At 74.8% G+C, this 23,821-nt stretch carries 18 protein-coding genes; 8 read left to right on the top strand and 10 right to left on the bottom strand.

The window, feature by feature from the left end:
• Nucleotides 1-17 precede the first annotated feature (17 nt).
• The gene (locus tag AB852_RS34640; RefSeq protein ID WP_073794797.1) at nt 18-1,091 is read right to left on the bottom strand and encodes an NADH-quinone oxidoreductase subunit B family protein; all 1,074 of its coding nucleotides are present in this window, start codon (nt 1,089-1,091) and stop codon (nt 18-20) included.
• A gap of 504 nt (nt 1,092-1,595) precedes the next feature.
• On the opposite strand from AB852_RS34640, the gene AB852_RS34635 reads away from it, so the two are divergent.
• Together AB852_RS34635 and AB852_RS34630 are read left to right on the top strand one after the other, a co-directional pair.
• Entirely contained in the window at nt 1,596-2,759 is a 1,164-nt protein-coding gene (locus AB852_RS34635) for an exonuclease SbcCD subunit D (protein ID WP_073794794.1), read from the top strand.
• Nucleotides 2,756-5,875, top strand: a complete 3,120-nt coding sequence (locus tag AB852_RS34630; protein WP_073794791.1) for an AAA family ATPase — start codon at nt 2,756-2,758, stop codon at nt 5,873-5,875. The genes AB852_RS34635 and AB852_RS34630 overlap by 4 nt, the downstream gene beginning before the upstream one ends.
• A gap of 135 nt (nt 5,876-6,010) precedes the next feature.
• Here AB852_RS34630 and AB852_RS34625 read toward each other — a convergent pair whose 3' ends face one another.
• Nucleotides 6,011-6,457: an Lrp/AsnC family transcriptional regulator gene (locus AB852_RS34625; protein WP_073794789.1), complete on the bottom strand. Its 447-nt coding sequence runs from the start codon at nt 6,455-6,457 to the stop codon at nt 6,011-6,013.
• Between the two features lie 217 nt (nt 6,458-6,674).
• Here AB852_RS34625 and AB852_RS34620 point away from each other — a divergent pair, with 217 nt between their 5' ends.
• Nucleotides 6,675-7,160 carry a rhodanese-like domain-containing protein gene (locus AB852_RS34620; protein WP_073794786.1) on the top strand — a complete coding sequence of 162 codons (486 nt, stop codon included), beginning with the start codon at nt 6,675-6,677 and terminating at the stop codon, nt 7,158-7,160.
• A 42-nt stretch (nt 7,161-7,202) separates the two neighbouring features.
• Here the strand turns inward: AB852_RS34620 and AB852_RS41445 are convergent, their stop codons facing one another.
• From AB852_RS41445 to AB852_RS34605, 3 genes are all read right to left on the bottom strand, one after another.
• Nucleotides 7,203-7,337, bottom strand: coding sequence for a hypothetical protein (locus AB852_RS41445; protein WP_281257862.1), 135 nt, complete (start codon nt 7,335-7,337; stop codon nt 7,203-7,205).
• Between the two features lie 100 nt (nt 7,338-7,437).
• Nucleotides 7,438-8,391 carry an ATP-grasp domain-containing protein gene (locus AB852_RS34610; protein WP_073794781.1) on the bottom strand — a complete coding sequence of 318 codons (954 nt, stop codon included), beginning with the start codon at nt 8,389-8,391 and terminating at the stop codon, nt 7,438-7,440.
• A gap of 53 nt (nt 8,392-8,444) precedes the next feature.
• Entirely contained in the window at nt 8,445-10,136 is a 1,692-nt protein-coding gene (locus AB852_RS34605) for a DUF885 domain-containing protein (protein WP_073794778.1), read from the bottom strand.
• Between the two features lie 216 nt (nt 10,137-10,352).
• Here AB852_RS34605 and AB852_RS34600 point away from each other — a divergent pair, with 216 nt between their 5' ends.
• Nucleotides 10,353-10,889: a hypothetical protein gene (locus tag AB852_RS34600; RefSeq protein ID WP_073794775.1), complete on the top strand. Its 537-nt coding sequence runs from the start codon at nt 10,353-10,355 to the stop codon at nt 10,887-10,889.
• A 38-nt stretch (nt 10,890-10,927) separates the two neighbouring features.
• Here AB852_RS34600 and AB852_RS34595 read toward each other — a convergent pair whose 3' ends face one another.
• Nucleotides 10,928-11,449, bottom strand: coding sequence for an Lrp/AsnC family transcriptional regulator (locus AB852_RS34595; protein WP_073794773.1), 522 nt, complete (start codon nt 11,447-11,449; stop codon nt 10,928-10,930).
• A gap of 60 nt (nt 11,450-11,509) precedes the next feature.
• Here AB852_RS34595 and AB852_RS34590 point away from each other — a divergent pair, with 60 nt between their 5' ends.
• A complete protein-coding gene (locus tag AB852_RS34590; protein ID WP_079185156.1) occupies nt 11,510-12,820 on the top strand; it encodes a trans-sulfuration enzyme family protein in 1,311 nt (436 codons plus the stop codon).
• On the opposite strand, the gene AB852_RS34585 is transcribed toward AB852_RS34590, so the two are convergent.
• From AB852_RS34585 to pdxR, 4 genes are all read right to left on the bottom strand, one after another.
• Entirely contained in the window at nt 12,796-14,391 is a 1,596-nt protein-coding gene (locus AB852_RS34585) for a GNAT family N-acetyltransferase (RefSeq protein WP_079185141.1), read from the bottom strand. The two genes, AB852_RS34590 and AB852_RS34585, sit on opposite strands and share 25 nt — an antisense overlap.
• Nucleotides 14,392-14,473: 82 nt before the next feature.
• Nucleotides 14,474-17,158 carry a DUF7824 domain-containing protein gene (locus AB852_RS34580; protein ID WP_073794767.1) on the bottom strand — a complete coding sequence of 895 codons (2,685 nt, stop codon included), beginning with the start codon at nt 17,156-17,158 and terminating at the stop codon, nt 14,474-14,476.
• The gene (locus AB852_RS34575) at nt 17,155-18,645 is read right to left on the bottom strand and encodes an SWIM zinc finger family protein (protein WP_107499434.1); all 1,491 of its coding nucleotides are present in this window, start codon (nt 18,643-18,645) and stop codon (nt 17,155-17,157) included. Before AB852_RS34575 ends, AB852_RS34580 begins: the two co-directional genes overlap by 4 nt.
• Nucleotides 18,646-18,900: 255 nt before the next feature.
• Nucleotides 18,901-20,409, bottom strand: a complete 1,509-nt coding sequence (gene pdxR, locus AB852_RS34570) for a MocR-like pyridoxine biosynthesis transcription factor PdxR (protein ID WP_079185140.1) — start codon at nt 20,407-20,409, stop codon at nt 18,901-18,903.
• Nucleotides 20,410-20,456: 47 nt separating this feature from the next.
• On the opposite strand from pdxR, the gene AB852_RS34565 reads away from it, so the two are divergent.
• The 3 genes from AB852_RS34565 to AB852_RS34555 all read left to right on the top strand — a co-directional run bounded on the left by AB852_RS34565 (nt 20,457) and on the right by AB852_RS34555 (nt 23,631).
• A complete protein-coding gene (locus AB852_RS34565; protein WP_073794765.1) occupies nt 20,457-21,443 on the top strand; it encodes a DMT family transporter in 987 nt (328 codons plus the stop codon).
• A gap of 244 nt (nt 21,444-21,687) precedes the next feature.
• The gene (gene sigJ / locus AB852_RS34560) at nt 21,688-22,569 is read left to right on the top strand and encodes an RNA polymerase sigma factor SigJ (protein WP_073794762.1); all 882 of its coding nucleotides are present in this window, start codon (nt 21,688-21,690) and stop codon (nt 22,567-22,569) included.
• A gap of 300 nt (nt 22,570-22,869) precedes the next feature.
• On the top strand, nt 22,870-23,631 hold the full coding sequence (locus AB852_RS34555; protein ID WP_073794759.1) for a GntR family transcriptional regulator: 762 nt from the start codon (nt 22,870-22,872) through the stop codon (nt 23,629-23,631).
• The last annotated feature ends 190 nt before the right edge of the window (nt 23,632-23,821 follow it).

Below are 23,821 nucleotides of genomic sequence, written 5' to 3'. Positions count from 1 at the left end.
GCGATGCCGGACGCGGGTCAGGGGGAGCGGCGGTACCCGGTGGTCAGCCGGCGGCCGGTGTGCCGCCACTTGGGTTCCTTGTCGAGGGTCCGGGTGGTGATCGTGCGCAGCCTCCGGATCACCGCGCCGTACGCGGAGCTGGCGTTGCTGGAGACATGCGATCCGGGCGGGGCGTCCATGAAGGGCATGAACTTGTCGGGGAAGCCGGGCATGGTGCACCCGATGCAGATGCCGCCGACGTTGGGACAGCCGCCGATGCCGTTGATCCAGCCGCGCTTGGTGACGTTGCACTTGACCACCGGGCCCCAGCAGCCGAGCCGCACCAGACACTCCGGGGTGCCGTACTCCGAGGCGAACTGTCCCTGTTCGTAATAGCCGCCCCGGTCGCAGCCCTCGTGCACGGTCGCCCCGAAGAGCCAGGCGGGACGCAGCTTGTCGTCCAGCGGGATCATCGGCGCGGACCCGGCGAGCTGGTAGAGCAGATAGGTCAGCGTCTCGGCGAGGTTGTCCGGTTGGATGGGGCAGCCCGGCACACAGACGATCGGCAGTCCGGCCTTGGACGTCCAGTCCCAGCCCAGGTAGTCGGGCACCCCCATGGCGCCGGTCGGGTTGCCCGCCATGGCGTGGATGCCGCCGTAGGTGGCGCAGGTGCCGATCGCGACGATCGCGGTCGACTTGGCCGCCAGCCGGTCCAGCCACTCGCTCGTGGTGATGGGCTGCCCGGTCTCGGGATCGTCACCGAAGCCGCACCAGTAGCCCTCCTCCTTGATCTGCTCATTGGGGATCGAGCCCTCGACCACCAGTACGAACGGATCGAGCTCGCCGCGGTCCGCCTTGAAGAACCACTCGACGAAGTTGTCCGCGCCCTGCACGGGGCCGCACTCGAAGTCGATGAGCGGCCAGTGCACGGCGATCTTCGGCAGACCCGGCAGCGCACCGGTCACGATCTCCTCGATGCTCGGCTGCATGGCCGCGGTCAGCGCCACCGAGTCCCCGTCGCAGCTCAGGCCCGCGTTGATCCAGAGGATGTGCACGACATCGGTGTCCGTGTCCGTGCCCGTGTCGGTGCCGCTGGTGGTCGTCCCGGTCATGAGGGTGCCTCCCTGGAGAGGGGCGAAAGGTCAGAAAGCGACCAATAACGTCATAGCATTCCGGGCGGCGGGCCGCCGGTCGGAAGGGCCGGACCGGTCGCCGGGAGAGCGGCCCGGGTGCGGGCCGTCCGGCGGTCGCGGAGCGGGCGGGCGCCCGGGTGGGGCGGCACGGGTCGCCCTCGGCGCGAATCCCGGGCCGCGGGCGGCCGAACGGTGGGCGCCGTCACGGGGTGTCACGGCGCCGGGGCGTGCGGGCCTGCGGGGCCGGGGTGTGCGGGCCTGCGGGGTCGGGGCGTGCGGACCTGCGCGCCGGGCGATCCGGCGATCCGGGCCGCGTAAGCCGTCACGGTCATCCGCCCCCGGCACGGATGGCAGACTGAGGCCGGTGAGGACCCGGTGCCGGTCGGCGCCCGGTGTGGTCGGTGCTGACAGCGGTGCCCGTGCTGAACCCGTACGGTCGCCGCCTGCGAGGGGGAGTGCGCGCATGCGGGCCGGAGAGGTGTCATGAGGATTCTGCACACGTCCGACTGGCACCTCGGCCGGACGTTCCACCGGGTGAACATGCTCGACGCCCAGGCCGCGTTCATCACCCATCTCGTGGAGACGGTCCGCGCCCGCGAGGTGGAGGCCGTGGTGGTGTCCGGCGACATCTACGACCGCGCGGTCCCGCCGCTGGCCGCCGTGGAGCTCTACGACGACGCCCTGCACCGCCTCGCGGACCTCGGCGTGCCCACCGTGATGATCTCCGGGAACCACGACTCCGCCCGCCGGCTCGGTGTCGGCTCCGGACTCCTCGGGCTCGCGGGCGTCCATCTGCGCACCGACCCCGCCTCCGTCGGCACCCCCGTCCTGCTGTCCGACGATCACGGCGACGTCGCGTTCTACGGACTGCCGTACCTGGAGCCCGCGCTGGTCGGCGACGTGTTCGGCGTCGAGCGGGCCCGCCACGAGACAGTGCTCGGCGCGGCGATGGACCGGGTGCGCGCGGATCTCGCGCGGCGCCCCGCGGGCACCCGCTCCGTCGTCCTGGCGCACGCCTTCGTCACCGGGGGACGCACCAGCGACAGCGAACGCGACATCACGGTCGGGGGAGTGGCCTCGGTCCCCGCGCAGGTGTTCGACGGTGTCGACTACACCGCCCTCGGCCATCTCCACGGCAGCCAGCGGCTCGGTGAACGCGTCCGCTACTCCGGCTCGCCGCTGCCCTACTCGTTCTCCGAGGCCGACCACCGCAAGAGCATGTGGCTCGTGGACCTCGGCCCGGACGGCGCGATAGCGGCCGAACGCGTCGACTGCCCCGTACCGCGCGCGCTCGCCCGGCTCCGGGGCCGCCTCGCCGACCTCCTGGACGACCCCCTCCTCACCGCGCACGAGGACGCCTGGGTCGAGGCCACCCTCACCGACCCCGTCCGCCCCGACGACGCCATGGCGAGGCTGACCACCCGCTTCCCGCACACCCTCGCCCTCGTCTTCGCCCCCGACCGCCCCCCGCGCGAACGGGACGTCTCGTACGCGCGGCGGCTGTCCGGACGCACCGACCAGGAGATCGCGGAGGACTTCGTGGCCCATGTCCGGGGGGCCGGACCCGATGCGCGGGAGCGGACCGTCCTGCGCGACGCGCTCGACACGGTCCGCGCCGACGACATCGTGCGGGAGGTGCCCCGATGAGGCTGCACCGGCTCCGCGTCCAGGCGTTCGGACCCTTCGGCGGCGTCCAGGAGGTCGACTTCGCCGACCTCTCCCGCGCCGGACTCTTCCTGCTGCACGGCCCCACCGGAGCGGGCAAGACCTCCGTCCTGGACGCCGTCTGCTACGCGCTCTACGGAACGGTGCCCGGCTCTCGCAACAGCGGCCAGGGCACCGGACTGCGCAGCGACCACGCCGCCCCGGACACCGTCACCGAGGTCACCCTCGACCTCACCGCCGCCGGACGTCGGGTCGAGGTGACCCGCCGGCCGCCCTGGACGCGCCCCAAGAAGCGCGGCGACGGCACCACCAAGGAGAAGGCGTACAGCGCGCTGCGCGAGTACGACACCGCACGTGGCGCCTGGAAGGACCTCAGCCGCTCCCACCAGGAGATCGGCGAGGAGATCAAACAGCTCCTCGGTATGAGCAAGGAACAGTTCTGCCAGGTCGTCCTGCTCCCGCAGGGCGACTTCGCGAAGTTCCTGCGCGCCGACGCGGAGGTCCGCGGCAGACTCCTCGGCCGCCTCTTCGACACCCACCGCTTCGCGGACGTGGAACAGCACCTCGCGCAGCGGCGCCGCCAGGGCGAGGCCGCCGTACGCGACGCCGACACCGAACTCCTCGCCCTGGCCAACCAGATGGTGACGGCCGCCGGGGACAACGCCGACGCGCCACTGCCCGACCCCGCACCCGGCGAACCCGGACTGAGCGACGCGGTCCTCGCCTGGGCCGCCACCGTCCGCGTCGGCGCCCGGGAACGCGTCACCCGGGCCGAATGCGCCCTGGAAGCCGCCGAGGCACGGCACCGCACGGCCCGGGACACCGCGCGCGAGGCGGGGGAACTGCACCGGCTCCAGACACGTTTCGCCCGGGCCCGCGAACGCGCCGCCTCGCTGGCCGAACGGGCGGCGGCCGACGAGACGGACCGGCTGCGGCTGGAGCGCGGACGCAAGGCCGACACCGTGGCGCCCGCGCTGGAACTGCGCGCCGACGCCGAGGCCCGCCACCGGGACGCCGTCACCGCCGAGACCCGCGCCCGGGCGGCCCTCACGGACACCCTCACCGGGCCGGAGCGCCACGCGGTAGCGCCCACCGGCTCGGAGCCGCGTACGGAAGCCACCGACGGGACCACCGCCGAACCGGACGTCACCGAACCGGATGTCACCGACCTGGGCCGCACCGACCTGGACGCCGCCGGACTGACGGCCGCCGCCCGCACGGCCACCGAGGAACTCGGCGGCCTGGAATCCGCGCGGCGCGCCGAACGGCGACTCGCCGCCCTCGCCGACGAACGCGCCGGGGCGCGACGCGAGGACCGCGCCGACCAGGACATCGTCCAGGACGCCACGGGCTGGCTCGCTGACTGGGAGTCCACCCGGACCGCGCTGCGCCACGACATCGACCGCGCCCAGGAGGCCGTCGCCCGCGCCGAACACCTCGCCGGACAGCTGGAACCGGCCCGGCGGCGGCTCGACTCCGCCCGGCTGCGTGACCGGCTCACCGACCACGCCGACGAGGCCGGGCAGGCCGTCCGGGACGCCCGCACCCGCGCCGACGACGCCCGTCAGCACTGGCTCGACCTCAAGGAACAGCGGCTGAGCGGCATCGCCGCCGAACTCGCCGCCGCCCTCACCGACGGCGCGCCCTGCGGGGTGTGCGGCTCCGTCGAGCACCCGCACCCCGCGCGCCGGTCACCCGGCCATGTGGACCGTGCCACCGAGGACCGCGCGCACACCGCCTACCAGCGGGCGGACGCCGTGCGCGACGAGGCCACCCGCGAGCACGCCCGGCTGCGCGAGGAACTCGCCGCCGCCACCGCCGGAGCGGGCGACGAACCGGCCGAGGCGCTCGCCGCGGCCGTCGGTACGCTGCGCGACGAACTCACCGGGGCCCATCGCGCCGCCTCCGGTCTGCACGCCGCCCAGGAGGCGTTGGACCGCGCCGAGGACGAGCACGCGCGCCGGGTCGCCGCCCAGCAGGAGGCGGCCCGGCGTGCCGCCGCCCGCGCGTCCCGGCGCGAGGCGCTGGAGCGCGAGACGGCCGGCCTCGAAGCGGAACTGACGCACGCGCGCGGGACCGCGACCAGCGTCGCCGCCCGCGCCGCCGAACTCGAACTCCGCGTCACGCTGCTGACCGCCGCCGCCGACGCCGTGCGCACGGCCGCCGACACCGCGCACCGGCTGAAGGAGGCCGACGCGCGCGCGGCCGACGCCGCGTTCCGCGCCGGGTTCGACACCCCCGGGGCCGCCGCGGCCGCCCGGCTGGACGGCGCGGCGCACCGCGAGCTCCAGCACCGGGTGGACCTCCGGAGCCAGGAGGAGACCGAGGTCCGGGTGGCGCTCACCGAGGTGGACACGGCCGCCGCCGCGGCCCGGCCCCCGGCCGATCCGGTGGCCGCCGAGCGGAACGCGCGGGACACCGAGCGGGTGTCCCGGGAGGCCGCCTCCCGGCTCGCCGCCGCGATCCGCGACCGCGACGACCTGGAACGGCTCTCCACCCGGGCCACCGCCGCCGCCCGTGCGCTGGCCCCCCGGCGCGAGGAGCACGACCGGATCGCCCGGCTCGCCGCGCTCACCGCCGGTACGTCCACCGCGAACGAGCACCGGATGCGGCTGGAGTCGTACGTCCTCGCGGCCCGGCTCGAACAGGTCGCCGCCGCCGCGACCCTCCGGCTCACCCGGATGTCCCAGGGCCGCTACACCCTGGTGCACTCCGACGACCGCACCGGACGCGGGCGTTCGGGCCTCGGCCTCCATGTCGTCGACGCCTGGACCGGACGGGAACGGGACACGGCGACACTGTCCGGCGGGGAGACCTTCTTCGTGTCGCTGGCCCTCGCCCTGGGCCTCGCGGACGTGGTCACCGACGAGGCCGGGGGAGTACGGCTCGACACCCTCTTCATCGACGAGGGGTTCGGCAGCCTGGACGAGGAGACCCTGGACGAGGTGCTCGACGTGCTGGACTCCCTGCGCGAGCGGGACCGCTGTGTGGGCATCGTCAGCCATGTCGCGGATCTGCGAAGGCGCGTCCACGCCCGGCTGGAGGTCGTGAAGGGCCGGGACGGGTCCGTGGTGCGGCAGCGGGGTGCGGCGGGGTGATTCCCGGGCCGGCTCCGAGGTCCGTTCACTGGCCGCTCCCGGACTGATCCCGGGCTGCTCCGGTCCTGCCGGGGGTGACATCCGGGTCGACGCGTGGGTCCTGCCAGGCCCGACGCCTGAGGGCCGAAGTCCGGGTCAGCGCCCGACGGGACGGCCCGGCAACGGCGACGAGTACACCACGCTCGTGGTGACCGAACCCAGGGCGCCGATCCGGCCGGACACCTGTTCCAGATGGCTCATCGACCGCGCGGCGACCTTGATCACGAAGCAGTCGTCGCCCGTGACGTGGTGCGCCTCCAGGATCTCCGGGGTGACCGCCACCAGGTCGTGGAACGGCTTGTAGTTGCCGGTCGGATAGCGCAGCCGGACGAACGCGAGGATCGGCAGCCCCAGCCGCTCCGGGTCCACCACGGCCGCGTAGCCCCGGATCACGCCCGACTCCTCCAGCCGCCGGACCCGTTCGGTCACCGCGCTGGGGGACATGGACACGGCCCGCGCCAGCTCCGCGTAACTGGCGCGGCCCTCACGCTGGAGTACGTCGAGGATGCGCCAGTCGGTGGCGTCCGGGGAATGATCGGTCATCCCCGAGTTCTACCAGTCGATTCCACGGTGGACCGGGGCGGGGTCCGTGGATCGCCGGTTCAACGACGGCCTTCCCCTCCGTAGATTCTCCGGTACCGGCACCCGGACCGCAGGCACCCTCCCGGGCCCGCCGACCGCTGCGCCGCACCTCCAGGACGCACCGACAAGACGCACCGACAAGACGCACCGACAAGACGCACCTACAGGAGACCTCGCCATGACCACGGCCACCCCGTCGCCCGCCCACCGGGTGCTGGGAACCCCGCCCGCCGCCCCCGAGCGGGCCGCCGCGTACTTCGCCGCCCGGCTCGCCTTCCACACCGATGTGTCGGACGTGGCCGCCGCGCTGGCCGGGGGCGGCGACCCCGGGTTCGTCCTCGTCGACTCGCGTTCCACCGAGTCGTGGGACCAAGGGCATGTGCCCGGCGCCGTCCATCTGCCGACCGCCCTGATCCCGGCCACGGCCGCCGCGCTGCTTGACCGGTCCGTCCCGGTCGTCACCTACTGCTGGGGACCCGGCTGCGACGGCGGCGCGCGGGCCGCCCTCGCGCTCGCCGAACAGGGCTTCCAGGTCAAGGAGATGATCGGCGGCTTCGAGTACTGGGTCCGGGAGGGCTTCGCGTACGAGACCCACCAGGGCCCGGAGCGCCGCGAGGCCGACCCGCTGACCGCGCCCCGCGCGACGGACGACTGCGGCTGCTGACGAACCGCCACCACCGTCAGGACAAGCGGCCCGGTCCCGTCCTCAGCCGCGCAGGAACGGCACGTCCGCCGCCGGGACCTCCGCACGCGGACGGGACGACCGCAGCAGCACCTCAAGGGCCGCGTCGCCGTCACAGGCGTAATGACCGCTCGCCCAGGCCGTGTTCGCCTCGATCACGGCCCAGGCCCCGTCCGCTGGCGGCCCGAGTGAGGGTGGCGTACGGGCGGCCGTGTTCATCAGCGAACAGCCGTCCGGTCCGCGTCGCGCCGCCCCGCCGTCACCGACCCCACCGAACCGCGGCCGGCGCTCCGTACAGGGCCCGTACCAGCACGTCGGCCGGATCGGGGCCGGACCCGTCGTCCCCCGCGGGAACACCGGGGGAAGGGGCCTGGGCCGTCCCGCCGGAGCCCCGGGGCAGTCCGCTCACCTGGCCGTCGCCCACCTCCACCACCCGCCAGCCGCGGCCGTCCGACCGCAGTGCGAGGTCGGTCGTCACGAAGCGGCAGCCCAGTGCGGCGACCGCCGCCCGTACCGCCGTCAGCTCCGGCCGGGGACGGTCGGCGGGGGTGTCCGGGTGCGCGGTGACCAGGACCGGTTCCTCGTCCAGCCACCACACGCGGGCCTCGCCGCCCGGGACGAACGGCTCGAACTCCCGCACCACCAGCCCACCGGCCAGTGCCTCGTCCTGAAGGGCGAAGAACCTCCGTACCACCGCCGACAGCCGCACCGGATCACGGAGATCGGGGACGAAGCACGCCTCGTCCCACTCGTGCTTGCGGGACTTCACATGGTCCTTGACGATCCCGGCACCCGGCGCCAGCTGCCCGGCCAGTTCCGTCAGCGCGGCCGTACCCGGTGGCGTACCCGGGCTCGCCGGGCACCACGCGCTGCGCGGGGTCAGTTCCGCGAACACCGGGTACCAGCCGGGCAGCTCATGGGCGCGGACATACGCCCCGGGCGGGGTCATCAGCGCACAGCCCCGCTCCCGGAGCGCCCGCGCCAGCTCCCCGTACTCCACCGCCGGCAGCATCCAGCCGCGGTACCAGTACGGCCCCGAGTCCCGCGGCACCCGGGCCACCGCCCCGCGCGGATCACCCGCCGCCAGCGCGTCATGGCCGATCAGCGCGAGCGGCGCCCCGGCCGCGCGGACCGCCGTGACCTCGGCGGCGAACTCCGGATCGGGCCGGGCGGGCCGCAACGGGTCGTGACAGAACAGGAATCCGGGACGCATACGCGGTCCTCCACGGGGATCGGCGGTCCGGACCGGGGCCCCGACCGGTGGACCTACAACCGGGACAGCTCGTCCACCAGGTCGTCCAGCCCGAGCGAGCCCTGCGACAGGGCCGCCATGTGCCACGCCTTCGCGTCGAACGCGTCCCCGTGCCGCCGCTGCGCCCGCTCACGGCCCAGCAGCCAGGCCCGCTCGCCGAGCTTGTAGCCGATGGCCTGGCCCGGGATCGACAGATAGCGGGTCAGCTCGCTCTCCACGAAGTCCGCCGGACGGCTGCTGTGCGCGCCGAAGAACTCCTGCGCCAGCTCCGGCGTCCACCGCTCACCCGGGTGGAACGGCGAATCGGCCGGGATCTCCAGCTCCAGATGCATCCCGATGTCGACGATCACCCGTGCCGCGCGCATCATCTGCGCGTCGAGATAGCCCAGCCGCTCCTCGGGGTCCGCGAGGAAGCCCAGCTCGTCCATCAGCCGCTCGGCGTACAGGGCCCAGCCCTCGCAGTTGGCGCTGACACCGCCGATGCCCGCCTGGTAGCGCGACAGGTCCTCCCGCACATGCGCCCACTGTGCGAGCTGGAGATGGTGACCGGGCACCCCCTCGTGGTACCAGGTCGACACCAGGTCGTACACGGGGAAGCGGTCCAGGCCCATCGTCGGCAGCCAGGTCCGCCCGGGACGGGAGAAGTCCTCCGACGGGGAGGTGTAGTACGGGGCCGCCGCGCTGCCCGGCGGGGCGATCCGCGACTCGACCACCCGCACCCGGTCCGCGAGGTCGAAGTGGGTGCCGTCCAGCGCCTCGATGGCCTTGTCCATCAGCTCCTGGAGCCAGACCCGCACCTCCTCGACACCCTCGATGTGCCGCCCGTGCACATCCAGATGGGCGAGCGCCACCCACGGTGTGGCCGCGCCGGGCAGGACCTTCTCCGCCTCGGTCCGCATCTCCGCCAGCAGCCGGTGGTACTCCGCCCAGCCGTACGCGTACGCCTCGTCCAGATCGAGGTCCGTGCCGTTGAAGTAGCGCGACCAGCGCGCGTAGCGCTCCCGGCCCACCGGGTCCGGCGCCCCCTCCACCGTCGGCGCGTAGACCTCGGCCATCCAGTCGCGCAGCTCCGCGAACGCGTGGGTGGCGGTACGCGCCGCGGCGGTCAGCTCCGCGCGCAGCGCCTCGGGGCCCGGCGCGACGAACTGCTCGAACCAGGTGAGCCCGTCCGCGTCGGGTCCGGTCCACTCGGCGAGCTGCTCGACGAACGTGGCGGTGGGGCGCGGGCCCGCGTACAGCTCGCGCTCCAGACCGAGGCCCAGCGACTCCCGGTAGCCCGCGAGGGCCCCGGGCACCGCGCGCAGCCGGGCGGCGATCGCCGCCCAGTCCTCGTCCGTGTCGGCCGGGGTGAGCGTGAACACTTCACGGACGGAGTGGGCGGGGGAGTGCATGTTCCCGACGGCGCGCAGTCCCTCGTGGGCGTCATGGACGGCCAGTTCCGCCGTCAGCCGCTCACGCAGCAGCCGGGCGCAGCGCCGCTCGATGTCCGCGTCGGCGCCCGGCCGGGCCTCGGCGGCCTCCAGACCGGCGAGCGTACGGCGGGCCAGCTCGGCGAGCCCCTCCTGACCTGCGGGGGAGTAGTCCGGCAGCGCGGACGAACTGGCACGCACACCGAGATAGGTTCCGGTGACCGGGTCGAGGGCGATGAGCTCGTCGACATAGGCGTCGGCGACCTCGCGGGGCAGCGGGTTCTGGATCTCTGACATGCGGCCATCCTCATATGAGGACCCCGGCGCAGTCACGGGGATTCCGCTCTCGGCTTCGGCCGGCGGCGCCCCGAGTGGACGACCCCCGGGTTCCGGCCGTCCGGTGCCCCGGGGCGGACGCCGAGCCGTCCCACTCGGGCGCGCCGGGGTGTACCTTCTGCCCCGGGCGCCACAAACCGGAATCGCAGGGGCGTCCTGGACGCACCTGGGGGCGGGATGGGTTTCGCACGATCCAAGGGGCTGACGTTCTCGCAGCTCGTCGCGGTGAGCGTGGTGGGGGCGCTGGTCCTCGGCTCGGCACTGCTGCTGGCGCTCGACCGGCTGCTCGGCGGTCTGCTTCTGGAGGACGACGACTGTCTGGGGACCGAGGGGCGCGCCGAGGAGATGTCCGCCGTGGGCATCCTCGCGACACCGCCCGAGGGCGCGCGGGCGTCCAAGGGCTGGCACACCCCGGAGGTGGGCTGCCTGGACGACAGCGGCGACGAACTGCTGTCCGCCACCCGCGGCTACGACTTCGGCGGCGACCACCGGGCGGTCCGCGACCACTACCGGGAACTCGCGGAGGGCGACGGCTGGTCGCGGGTCGCGACGGCCCAGGACCCCGCCGGGCTGCCGCCCGGTGAACAGGCCGACCTCTGCTTCGAGAAGGACATGGAGGGGTGGCCGGTGCTGCTGCGCCTCACCTTCGACCAGGGGGAGTTCTGGGTCGGCACGGAGTCGGCGCTGGACGAGGGCGAGCGGGTGCCCTGCTGATCCGCGGCTGATGTGACGTGACGTTCGGTCGGGTCGCGTCACGCCGGGGCGGTGCCACCCGGCGCCGTCGTTCCCGGCGGCGCCGGCGTGCCCGGTGGCAGCAGCGGACCGCACTCCCACTGCTGGAAGATCAGCCGGGTCTCGACCCGCGCCACCTCCCGCCGTGAGGTGAACTCGTCCAGCACCAGCCGCTGGAGATCCGCGGCGTCGGCCACCGCCACATGCACGAGATAGTCGTCGGGCCCCGTCAGATGGAACACCGAACGGGCCTCGGGCAGCGCGCGGACACGTTCCACGAACGGCCCCACCAGCTCCCGCCGGTGCGGACGCACCTGCACGCTGAGCAGCGCCTGGAGCCCGCGTCCCAGCTTGGCCGGATCGAGCCGCAGCCGGTGCCCGAGGATCACCCCGCTGCGGCGGAGCCTGGCCACCCGGTCCAGACATGTCGACGGCGCGACCCCGACCTGCGCGGCGAGCTCGCGGTACGTGCTCCGGGCGTCGTTCTGAAGGACGCGCAGAATGTGCAGGTCCACCGGATCGAGAGCGACGCTTTCGGCCATCCGCCGAACGTAGCACGGGGTTCGGCGCCGACCGGCCGGGCGGTGTTCAGCCTGGTGTCCATGGACCTCGACACATATCCCGGCACACACCCCGGCCCGGAGTCCGCCGACGGACCCCGCCCGGACGGTACGCGGGCGACCCCCGCCGCCCCGTCCGCCCAGGCCCCGAGGCACGAGACGGTACGGGCCACCGCACGCGCCCTGGAGACGGAGGCCGTGCACGCGGGCCGCGAAGACCTCCCCGGGCTCGGACTGCACGCGCCGCCCCTCGACCTGTCCACCACCTACCCCTCGTACGACAGCCGGGGCGAGGCCGCCCGCATCGACGCGTTCGCCGCCGACGGCGCCGAACCGGACGGCCCCCCGGTCTACGCCCGGCTCGGCAACCCCACGGTGGCCCGCTTCGAGACGGCACTCGCCCGGCTGGAGGGCACCGGGAGCGCGGTCGCGTTCGCCAGCGGCATGGCCGCCCTCACCGCGGTGCTGCTGGTACGGAGCGCCGCCGGACTCCGGCATGTCGTCGCCGTCCGGCCGCTGTACGGGTGCAGCGATCATCTGCTCGGCGCCGGGCTGCTCGGCACCGAGGTGACCTGGGTCGACCCCTCCGGTATCGCGGACGCCATCCGCCCGGACACCGGTCTCGTCGTCGTGGAGTCCCCGGCCAACCCGACCCTCGCGGAACTGGACCTGCGCGCCGTCGCCCGCGAGTGCGGAGAGGTGCCGCTGCTCGCCGACAACACCTTCGCCACGCCCGTCCTCCAGCGGCCCGTGGAGAGCGGTGCCCGGATCGTGCTGCACAGCGCCACCAAGTACCTCGGCGGGCACGGGGACGTGCTCGGCGGTGTCGTCGCCTGCGACGAGGCCACCGCACGCGATCTGCGCCGGGTCCGCTTCGCCACCGGCGGGGTCCTGCATCCGCTGGCCGGATATCTGCTGCTGCGCGGCCTCGCGACCCTGCCGGTCCGGGTGCGGGCCGCGTCCGCGACCGCGGCGGAGCTGGCCCGGCGGCTCACCGCCGATCCCCGGGTCCGCCAGGTGCTTTACCCGCGGCTGGGCGGTGCGATGGTCGCCTTCGAGGTGGCCGGTGATCCGCACGAGGTGATCGCCGCGGTGCGGCTGATCACCCCGGCGGTCAGCCTCGGCAGCGTCGACACCCTGATCCAGCATCCCGCGTCGATCAGCCACCGGATCGTCGCGGAGGGCGACCGCCGTTCGTCCGGGGTCTCCGAACAACTGCTGAGGATGTCGGTGGGACTGGAGGACGTGGACGACCTGTGGCGGGACCTGGACCAGGCGCTGGACGCGGGGCCGGGTGGTCGTACGGGCGGGGGTACGGCGGCGGGGAGTTACGACACGTACGCCGCGCCATGAGGTGCCGCGCCATGAGATGCCGTGCCGTGGGCCGTCGGACCGGGCGGTGCCGTCCCGAGCCGTGACTCTTGGCGGCTCGCGGGGTCGGCGGGACTGGCGGGGCCGACGGGGCCGGTGTCCAGTCGGGCCGTGATGACGAGGGCGCCCTCGTCCCACTGGTGCTCCAGCGGCAGACCGAGCCCGCGCATCGCCGCGATCATCCCCGCGTTGGACGGCTGGGTCAGCGCGTACAGCCGCGCGCAGCCCGCCTCCGCCGCCATGTCCGCGAGCCTGCGCAGCAGTTCACCGCCGATGCCGCGGCGCTGCCACTCGTCCTCCACCAGCAGCGCGACCTCCGTCTCGTCGCCGTCCCAGAGCAGATGCCCGAGGGCGACGGTCCGTCCGGCGGCCGTCCGGGCGACGAGGGTGCGGCCGAAGTGCGGGTTCAGCAGATGGCGCAGATAGCGGTCCGCGTCCTGGACGGGGCCGTGATAGCGCGTCCGCAGGGTGCCGGACGAGCAGCGGCCGTGCATGGCCGTCGCCGCGTCCACGTCCGACAGATCGGCGCGGCGCACGGTCACGGCCTCGCCGTGCGGCAGGGGCAGCACGTCCTGGCCGCGCGGGACACGGGGGCCGAGCCGGGTGTCCAGTTCCACCAGCGCGCGGGCGCGCGCGAACTCGGTCGGGGTGAACGGCGGATACGGGCGCTCCACGACGAGGGTGCCGCCTCCCGGCGCGTGCAGCCGGATCACCGTGCCCTCCAGGGCGCCCTCGACCGGCAGCGCGGTGCCGCCGTCCACCGGGCCGGGAGCCCCGTCGGCGGGCGCGGACCGGGTACGGACCGTGCAGCGGCCCAGGAGAGCGCGCAGCGCCGAGGGCAGTTCCCCGGCGTCCAGCGCCGTGCGGGTCGCCAACGACAGCACCCGGGTCGGCGCGTCCACCAGGTCATGGGGGTCCGCCCGTTCGATCCAGATGTCCGTGCCGCCCGCCCCCGCCACGGCCGCCGTGACCTCGGCTGCGGTGGTCCCGCGCGGTGCGCGCAGCAGGAACTCGTCCACCGTGCTTCTCGTCAGCGGGTGGGTCTGGAGGCTCAGGATGTCCACCTCGCGGTGGGCGAGCGCCGCGCACAGGGCGGCCAGGGAGCCCGGGGCGTCCTGGACGGTCGCCCGCATCCGCCACAGCGCGGTCGCCCCGGACGGCGTGCCGGGGCCGTTCCCGGGACTGCTTCCGGGGCCGGATTCCTCCGCCGACGGCGCGGAACGTACGGAGGAGCCCCCGGGGTTCCCGCTGTCCCCGGCGGGCCCGGACCGCTCGCGTGCGGCGGGCGGCCGGGCGCCGGTATCCGCGGCGGGTGGCGCGTGACCGTGACGCCGCGCCCACCAGACATGGAAGCCCGCCGTGGCCAGCAGGACGGCCGCCGAGACGAGCAGCAGCTCGGGACCGTCCGGCCCATGGCCGATCAGATGGGCCACCGTGTCCGCGGCGGCCACGGCGGTGAACAGGGCCGCCAGCTCCACCACGTCGCGGCGCCAGCGAGGGCGGACGGGGCGGCTCTGCACGGCGGGGAGGGCATCGGACATCTCTCGACTCATGCGGTCACTCTCGGCGGGCGGTGTTGCGTGATCGCCAACGCTTTGTGTCCGATGGGTAAAAGCTGCTTCTGTCCGGAATGCCTCAGGTGGTGGCTGCCGAAGCGGCCTCCTCGGTGAGCAGGGTGTGCAGGCGGCGGGCCTGGGTCAGCAGCCGTGAGCCGCCCCGCCGCGCCGCCAGCTCCCCGAGATGCGGGAGCTCCCCGCGCCCCCCGGCGCGCTCCACGCACTCCGCCGCCACCGCGAGCAGGTCCCCGACCCCGCGCGCCGCCGCCGTCCCGGCCGCCGGGCCCGCCAGCAGCGCGGGCAGCGCCGCCCGCAGCAGCCCCCACACCGTGCCGCAGGCACCCGTCGCCGCCGCCGTGCGCACACACTCGACCACCCGCACCGGCTTGACCGCCCCCATGGCCATCAGCCGCCCCAGCAGCTCCCCCAGCCGGTCCGTGTCGAGCTGCCCCGACGCCGCGAGCACCAGCAGCGCGTCGACCGCCGCGACCCGCTCCTCGGCGCGCCGGGCCCCCGCCCCGTACGCGACGGACAGCAGCAACGCGTCCCCCACCGGGCCGGGCGACTCGGCGAGCAGCGGCAGATACCCCACCTCAAGGGGGATGTCGTCCACCGCGCCCGCCGAGACCACCGCCAGCAGCCGGGCCGCGACCGTCTCCCGCTCCCCGGGCAGGATCGCCAGCCAGTGCGGGTACGCGGGAAAGCCCCAGTGGTAGCACTGCTGCCCTCGCTCGGTGGGGTCCACCGGCGCGCCCAACGGGCGGAAGAACGGCGGCAGTTCCCTGCTCCGGAGCTCCGGTACCCCGCCGGTCCGCACGAGCAGCCGGGACTCCGTCCCGACGATCTCGGCCGCCGGTGCCGCCGGAGCGGGCGCGGTCAGCAGGGCCGCCAGCCGGTCGCCCTCCGGCGTGCCCAGCGCGGTGGCCGCCGCGGCGGTACCGACCGAGGCGTCCGGGTCCGCCGGCACGTCGTGCCGCACCCTGCGCAGCGCCTGTGCGAAGTCCGCCTCCGCCACCGGCGCGCCCAGCCGCCGGTACTCGCCGAGCCGCGCCACCAGCTCCCCGGCCTCCAGCAGCCCGGACGCCCAGGTCGGGGTCGACAGCAGGAACGGCAACGGCTCGGTCCGCAGCCGGTAGGCGGTCTCGTACAGCCGGGCCCGCCAGGGCCGCTCCAGCTTGGCGTGCACACAGTCCGAACGCTGGGAGCCGTCCTTGCGGAGCGCCTTGTGCAGCGTGGACGGCTTCACCCCGTCGAACAGCGAGGCGAGCACGACCTCGACGCCGTACGGCCGGGCGCGGAAGTTGTTGTCCGCCGATGCGCGGGGACCGTCCTCGGGGTACCACCAACGCCCGGCCACCACCGGCCGCAGCGCCTCGACCAGCGCCTCGTGGTCCCGGTACGTGTGACGCACCAGTCCGTCGAGGACCCGCTCGAAGACCGCGACGTCCTCCGTCCGGGCCGCCAGCAGCGCGCCGACCTCCTCCGCCAGCTCCTCCACGGTCTCCGGCGCCGGGTCCACCCGCCGCGCGAGCGGTACCGGCGGCAGGATCTCCTCGTACACCTCGGGTGTGCCCGCTTCGAGGGCCTCCGGTACGACTCCCAGGGCCGCCGCCGCGCGGGGCCGCAGGGCCCCGCTCAGCAGCTCGGCCGACGCCAGCATCTCGTCGCGTGCCCCCTGGTCCGCCCGGCCCGCCCACCGCTCCACCAGCTTGACGGCGCGCTCCTGGAGATCGGTGTCCGGATGGCCGAACCCCTCGGCGACGGCGGGCAGCAGGGCCGACGCCTCCGAAGGGCTCGCCCGCAGGACCTTGCCGAGCAGGACGAGCTGCGCGCGGACCAGCTTCTTCTCCGGCCGGAACAGCACGCCCCGGGACATCTCCGCGAGCTGCCGTGCCGTCAGCTCGCCGTCCAGGGCGAGCGCGGTCAGGACCGACTGGGCGTGAAAGGCGATCGCGACGGCCGCGTCGGTGGCCAGCGCCATCCAGTCGCCCGTGCGCTCCCGCTCCTCCTCCCGGGTGGGGGAGAGGGCCTTGAACAGCGCCAGGAACGCCCGCTGGTCGACGGTGGAACCGCCGCGCAGCAGCCGCGCCACGCACCCGTCGATCATCGTCCTGCGATCGAGGAGGCCCTGCTCGGTGAGCTGCGCCAGGGCCGGTATCCAGCCCTGGGCGTCGTCCTGACCGTAGGTCCACTCCAGCCGCCAGCCGATGTCGTCCAGCTCGAACAGGGCGTTCACCAGTGGCACCAGATGGGCGTCCCGGCCCAGCCGCTCCGCGAGCAGGGGGCCCGAGAGCTGCCAGGTGGTGGTGGACGAGTTGAGCCAGCCGCGGACATAGCTGTCGGTGGTGGGCACCGCGCATCCGGACAGCCGCACCAGTCCGGACATCAGCGCGAAGGGGACGCCGGCCGACTCCGGCCGGTCCGCCAGCCGGGCCGCGACATCCGCCTGCCACTGCCGGTCACGGTACGCCAGCAGGTTCAGCAGCACCGGGGGCGCGGCGGGGGCCCAGGCCATCTCGGACCCGGAGATCCACGCCGCGGCCGCCGCCGCGCCGGAGTGACAGGCGGCGCCCGCGGCGTGCAGGGCCGGACGGATCTGCCGCGCCCTGTTGGACCAGAGCTCCTTGCGCAGTTCGATGCGCAGCGCCTTCAGCTCCGGCACCGCCGCGCGGCGCTCCTCGGTCGTCATGTCCGTGACCAGCTCGATCACCGCCGAGACCTTGCCCTCGCGGACCGCGGCCATGAGTGTGTCGGTCGTCGTCATCGTGCGCCCCCGTCGATCCGTGCCGTCGTGCCCTCGTCCTGCCGCGCGCCGGGACGGCCCGCGTCCGCCTCGCCCGGAACGCCGTTCGAAGCGCCGTCCGCAACGCCGCCCTCCGCCGCGCCGCCGGTCGCGCCCCTGCGGGCCATCCGTACCGCCAGCGCGTGTTTGCACGGGCCCCGGCCGCCGCGGTACTCCGCCCACCACCGGCAGGTGCAGCTCAGCCGGCCCGCGTCCTCCCGCACCCGGTGCACATGGCCGTCCTCCGCGGTGACCGTGCCCAGCGCGCCCGCCAGGGTGACCGCTCCGGCGTCCAGCAGCGCCAGCGCGGAGCGCAGCCGCGGGTTGTGCCGCTCGACCCGCGCCGCGTCGTAGGGCAGTTCGCGGTGGAAGTACGCGGCCTCCGCCGTGTCGTACCCCACCCGGCCCGAGGTGCCGAGACGGACCAGGGCCGCCTTCACCCGCTCCCGGGACAGCCCGGAGGAGGCCGCCAGATCGGCGATGTCGATCGTGGGCTCCCAGGCGAGCAGGACCGAGACCAGCTCGGCGTCCTCGGCGGCCTCGTCCGTGGCCAGCGCCTCCAGGACCCCGCCCTCACCCGAGGATCCGCGCGACGCCATCGGCGACAGCGTGAGCGTGAGCCGCATCCCGGGCAGCACGACCTCCCACGCGGCGGCGGCCGAGGCCTCCGTGCCCGCCGGGGGACCGTAGACCCGCAGGGCCGTGGCGTACCGCAGCACCCGCTGGAGGGCGGCCAGCCGCTCGGGGCCGGGCAGGCACACCGCGCCCGGCACCGGGCGGGTCGTCTGCCGCAGCCCCCGGCCCGCGGGCACCACCCACAGCGCGCCCTGGGACGGCCCGCGCCCGCCGCTCCTGGGCAGCGCCCGCAGGAACCGGACGGCCTCCGCCGCGGGCAGCTCGGCCCGAAGATCGAACCCGGCGGCCACCACCTGGGCCTCCGCGAACCCGCGCAGCCAGCGGTCCGGCAGCGGCACCTTCTTCTCCACCACCGGTCCGCCGAGGGTCGTCACCGCCATCTCGTCGGGACCGACCCGCAGATGCAGCGGATCGTCCGACCCGATCCGCGACAGCGCCTCCCGCAGCGGGTTGTTCACATCGACGTTCGTCGTGCCGTGGCCGATCCGGTCCCCGTCCAGCCCGGCCGCCAGGACGTCCAGCCGCGCGTACACCCCGCCGCAGCCCGAGAACGACTCGAATCTGAGCCGGTCGCCGTTGCCCGTCACCACCGGGTCCAGCGACGCCCTCAGCTGCGGCTGGTAGTACCGGGCCGCCGCCACGTCGGCCACCGCGAGCAGCCCCGCGGAGGCGATCCGGGGCGAGGTCAGGAACCCGGCGAAGAAGCGGGGATGGTCCTCACGGCCATGGGGTGTGCTGCCCTGGGAGGTCTCCAGGCCGAGGCGCCGGCCGTCGGCCGCCGACTCCAGCGAGGAAGGGCGTGCGTAGGCCAGGGCATGCAGTGATCGCGTCATGGGAAAACCGTAGACTCCACCACTGACAAGGCCGTTGAGCTGCGAGAACCCCCGAATCCGAGGCGCGCCGGGCAAGTTCGGCGGGGACGAGGGTGCTTCACCCCGCCCGCCTTCGTCCCCTTCCGCCCGCCGCCGCCCCGCCCCCGCTTTCGCCCGTCCCGCTCGCCGCCGTCCCGCCCTCGGCCGCCCCGCCTTCGTCCCGCCCCGTTCGCCCCGGCCCCGTCCTCGACCGTCCCGCCTGGACGCCGCGCACCCTCAATCGTCCCGCGTGACAGCCTCGGCCAGCCCCCGCACCCCCGTCACGATCCGCGCCGGCGTCAGATGCGCGTAACCGAACACCAGCCGCACCGGCCCGCCGTCCCCGGCCGCCGCCCGCGTCCCGGCGGACCCGTACACCGACAGCGGTCGCACCACGATGCCCGCCTCCCCCGCCCGGGCCAGCAGCCGCGCCTCGGGGCCGTAGCGGCGGGGCAGCGCGGCGATCACATGCAGACCGGCGGAGATCCCGGTCACCCGCGCGCCCGGGAAGCACTCCGTCAGCGCCGCGACGAGGGTGTCCCGGCGCTCCCGGTAGGCCCGCCCGCAGCGCCGCAACTGGCGCTCGTACGCGCCGCTCTCCACGAACCGCGCCAGGGCCTCCTGGTCCAGCGACGGATTACCCAGGTCCATGGTCCTCTTGCGCTCGACGAGTTCGTCCGCCAGCCGCGCGGGAGGCAGCAGCCAGCCGATGCGCAGCCCGGGCGCCAGGGACTTGCTCACCGAACCGGTGTACGCGACACGCTCCGGGTCGAGCCCCTGGAGCGCGCCCACGGGGGAGCGGTCGTAGCGGAAGTCACCGTCGTAGTCGTCCTCCACCAGCAGACCGTCCACGGCCCGCGCCCAGTCCAGCAGCCGCGCCCGGCGCCGCGCCGAGTACGCGATGCCCAGCGGGAACTGGTGGGCGGGCGTCGTCACCGCGCACCGCACCCCCGAGTCCGTCAGCGGCCCCGGCGCCAGCCCCTCCTCGTCCAGGGGCAGCGGTACGCTCCGCACCCCCGCCGACGCGAACAACGCCCCCTGCTCCGGGCTGCCCGGGTCCTCGACGCCCACCGCGCGCTCCCCGCGCGCGTGCAGCACGAACCCCAGCAGGGTCACCGCCTGCGTCACCCCGGAGCACACCAGCAACCGCTCCGGGTCGGCCACCACCCCGCGCCGCCGTGTCAGCAACTCCGCGAGAGCCGTACGCAGCCGGGGCGTGCCCCGGGGGTCCGGATAGCCGAGCGTGTCGTGCGGCAGGTCCGCCAGCGCGCCCCGGTACGCGGACGCCCATCCCGCGCGCGGGAACATCGACAGATCAGGCGAACCGGGCGAGAAGTCGACGGTGGCCCCGCGCCGCCGGGGCGCCCTGTCACGCGCGCGGGGCCGCCCCGCCCGCGCCGCGCCGCCCACCCAGGTACCCGCGCCCCGGCCGCTGCGGAGATAGCCCTCCGCGGTCAGCTGCTCGTACGCCTCCGTGACCAGCCCGCGTGAGACCCCGAGGTCGGCGGCCAGGTCCCGGGTCGACGGGAGCCTGGTCCCCGGGGCCAGCAGCCCTTCGCGCACCGCCTCACGCAGGGCCGACCCGAGCGCCCGGCCCCGCCCGCGCGCGGGCGCCGCCACCGCGGGCCGCAACAGCTCCCACACGGGAGCGCCGGGCCCGGCGCTCCCGGGCGCGTCCCGCGCGTGGACGCCGGACGTGCCGGGCCCGGCCGGGCCGTCGCTGGAAGTGGTCCCCGATACCGTCATGGAAGTGGACCTTAAACGGGTCCACGCGCGTACCTAGCGTCAGCGGCATGAATGTGAACTCCGCACGCGGGTCGCTGTCCGCCGCCTTCGCCTGTGTCCTGGTCGGCGGCTCCTTCACCGCCAACAGCCTGCTGGGCGAGTACCCCTACGCGGGCGGACAGTTCCTCCGGTACGGACTCGCCTTCCTGCTGCTGATCCCGCTGGTGGGCCGGGGCGCCATGGCCGCCGTCCGGCGTCTGGAACCCCGCCAGTGGGCACGCCTGTGCCTGCTCGCGGCCGTCGGCATGGTCGGCTTCAACCTCGCGGTGCTCGCGGCGGAGCGCACCGCCGAACCGGCCGTGCCCGGCGTCCTCGTGGGCTGCGCGCCGGTCGTCGTCGCCGTCCTCGTCCCCCTCCTCGACGGCCGCCGCCCGCGCCGGATCGTGCTGTACGGCGCGCTGCTCGTCGCGGCGGGCGCGTTCACCGTGCAGGGCTGGGGGCGCACCGACACGGCCGGGATCGCGTTCTCCGTCTGCGCGCTGCTCGGGGAGGTCGGGTTCGCGGTGATCGCCGTCCCGCTGCTGCGCCCGCTGGGACCCCGGCTGCTGACCGCGGTGGTCTGCGCGGTGGCCGCCGCCGAGTCGGCGCTCGTCGGGCTGCTCGCCGACGGGGGCGACTGGCTGCGGGTCCCGGACACCACGGAGACGCTGGTGCTCCTGTGGCAGGCGGTGGTCGTCACCGTGGTCGGCTTCATCTGCTGGTACCTGGGTGTGCAGCGCATCGGTGCGGAGCGCGCGACGCTGTTCTCCGGCCTCATCCCGGTCGCCGCCGCCTGCACGGCCCCCCTGGTCGGCGCAGGCGGCTACGGGGCCGCCCAGGCCGCCGGAAGCGCCCTCGTGGCGGCGGGGGTGGCCCTGGGCGCCGGGGCGTTCGGCGGTCGCGGGGCCCGGCGGCCGGCCGGCGCCGGTGCGCCGACCGGCCGCCGGGACGGCGCACGCGCCCGGCTCGGGTCCGTCCCGCGCGGCGGACGGCCGGGCGGCGACGGCGGGCACTGACCCCCTCGCCGCCCCTCGCCGCTCCCGCCTCCAGCCGCCCCGGCCGCTCCCGCCTTTCGCTACCCGGCCGCTCCCGCCCCGCCCACGTAACCCGCCGCCCGGCGGATACGCGGCGGAGATGTGCCGGTGTCATCTACCGGCAGGTAGTCCGCAGAGGTGGCAGGGCCGGAAATCCCTCCCCTCGTGGTCCGGAGGCCGAAATGCGAGGTGGACAGGGGGGTGCGCCTCGGGATGGGATGGGGAGGTGGCTGCCGACACCGCGACCGACGTCTTCGAGGAACACCGCTCCGTGCTGCTGGGAGTGGCCTACCGCATGCTCGGCCGGGTGGCCGACGCCGAGGACGTCGTCCAGGACGCGTGGCTGCGCTGGGCGGCCGCCGACCGCGGTGACGTACGCGAGCCGCGCGGCTTCCTGGTCCGGGTCACCACCCGTCTCGCGATCGACCGGCTGCGGCACGTCCAGTCGCGCCGGGAGGCGTACGTCGGCCCCTGGCTGCCCGAACCACTGGTGACGGACCACACGGCGGCCGTCCCCGACGGCGCCGACCGTGTGGTGCTCGCCGACTCCGTCTCGATCGCCGTCCTCGTCGTCCTGGAGTCGCTGTCCCCCCTGGAGCGGGCGGTGTTCGTCCTGCGGGAGGCGTTCGGGTACCCGTACGCCGATATCGCCGTCACCCTCGACCGCTCCGAATCCGCCGTCCGGCAGCTCGCGGGCCGGGCGCGCAAACACGTCGGGGAGGGCAGGCCGCGCTTCGACGTGGACCCCGCCGAACAGCGCGACCTCACCGAACGCTTCCTGGCCGCGGCCGCCGACGGCGACATCGGGCGGCTGCTGTCGCTGCTGGCTCCCGACGCGAGCCTGGTGGGCGACAGCGGGGGCAAGAGCAAGGCGCCCCTGCGGATCATCGAGACCGCCGCGAAGGTGGCCCGCTTCCTGGCGGGCGCCGCGCGCAAGGGCGTCGACGAGCACACGACCTTCGAGACGCTCGAACTCAACGGGGCGGTCGCGATCCTCGCACGGTACGACGGCAAGCCCGACGCCGTGTTCCAACTGGACGTCGCCGACGGCCGCGTTCAGCGCGTCTACGTCATCCGCAATCCGGACAAGCTCGTCTCCCTGGGCTGAATCCGGCATCACGCGACACCCTGCTCCGCCGTACGACGGGCCCCTGACCTCGTGCGAAAGGTAAAGGTTTCGCCATGTGACCGAGCCTGTACGCGATGTGACAAGCGCCTTACAGGCGTGTGAGCATCGCTAACGACTCATGAATGTTGTCCTGCGCGGGCCGAACGCGCGCCCGCACGGTTTCAGTATTGGTCTTGACCAAGGGTGGGCGGCGCCCTATCGTCGCAGTGATAGTGCAGGAACCTTTAATAAACAAGGGCGCTAAAACGCTTCTGGGACACGGCGATTGCGGAGGACAGGGTGGGGACCACGCAACTGGAGACGGTGCCGGAGCCCAAGTACTGGCACCTGAAGACCGTGCTCACCGAGGCACTCGACTCGGAGTTCACGGTGGGCGAGATCCTGCCCAACGAACGCGATCTCGCGGCCCGCTTCGGCGTCGCCCGCGCGACGCTCCGGCAGGCCCTCGAACAGCTCGAACTCGAAGGGCGGCTCCAGCGCCGCCGCGGGGTCGGCACCACCGTCGCGCCTCCGCGCGTGGGGGTGGCCGTCGGCTCCGACGACCAGGACTGGCCCGGTGTGCTCGGCGACGCCTGGCAGACCGTCGGCAGCGAGTCCGATGTGCCGCCGCCCGCGGTGGCCCGGATGCTGGAGTCCGGTACGGACGAGACGGTGCACATCGTGCGGCGCAGCCGGGTGTCGAACGGACAGCCCGTCGCCGCGGAACTGCTCTACATCCCGGGCGCCTCGGTGCCCGACCTCTCAGGGATCGAGAACCCCTCGGGCACGGCACGCGCGCGTGGTGTGCTGCGGGAGCTCCAGCGGCTCGGACTCGAAGGCCAGGACCGTGCCGTCGAGCTGGGATCGGCGCGCGCGGCCGACGCCAAGGAACTCGACCGGCTGCCCGGATCGCCCGTCCTCGTCGTCACCACCCGGTTCTTCGCCGGGGGACGCACGGCGGCGGTGTCCGTCGCGACGTACCGTGCCGACACCTGCCGGCTCACCTTCGGTGACTCCGGCGGCGTCGAGATACACCACGGACCGGAGCGACGCGCCTCCTGACCGACCGACGCGGGGCCCCACGCGGGTGGTTCACACCACACCCGCGCGGGGCCCCGCGCTGTTTGTCCGCACCACGCCCGCGCGGGGCCCCGCGCTGTTTGTCCGCACCACGCCGGACGGCCCGGGCCGACCTCGGCCGCCGCCCGGTGCTCCGCCGCCCGGTGCACCGCCGCCCGGTCCGCGGCCACGC

Origin of the sequence: Streptomyces uncialis (assembly GCF_001905345.1) — a bacterium.
GTDB classification, from domain to species: Bacteria; Actinomycetota; Actinomycetes; order Streptomycetales; family Streptomycetaceae; genus Streptomyces; species Streptomyces uncialis.
The sequence above is the reverse complement of the archived record's forward strand: the minus strand, read 5'-3'. Positions and strand labels throughout refer to the sequence as shown.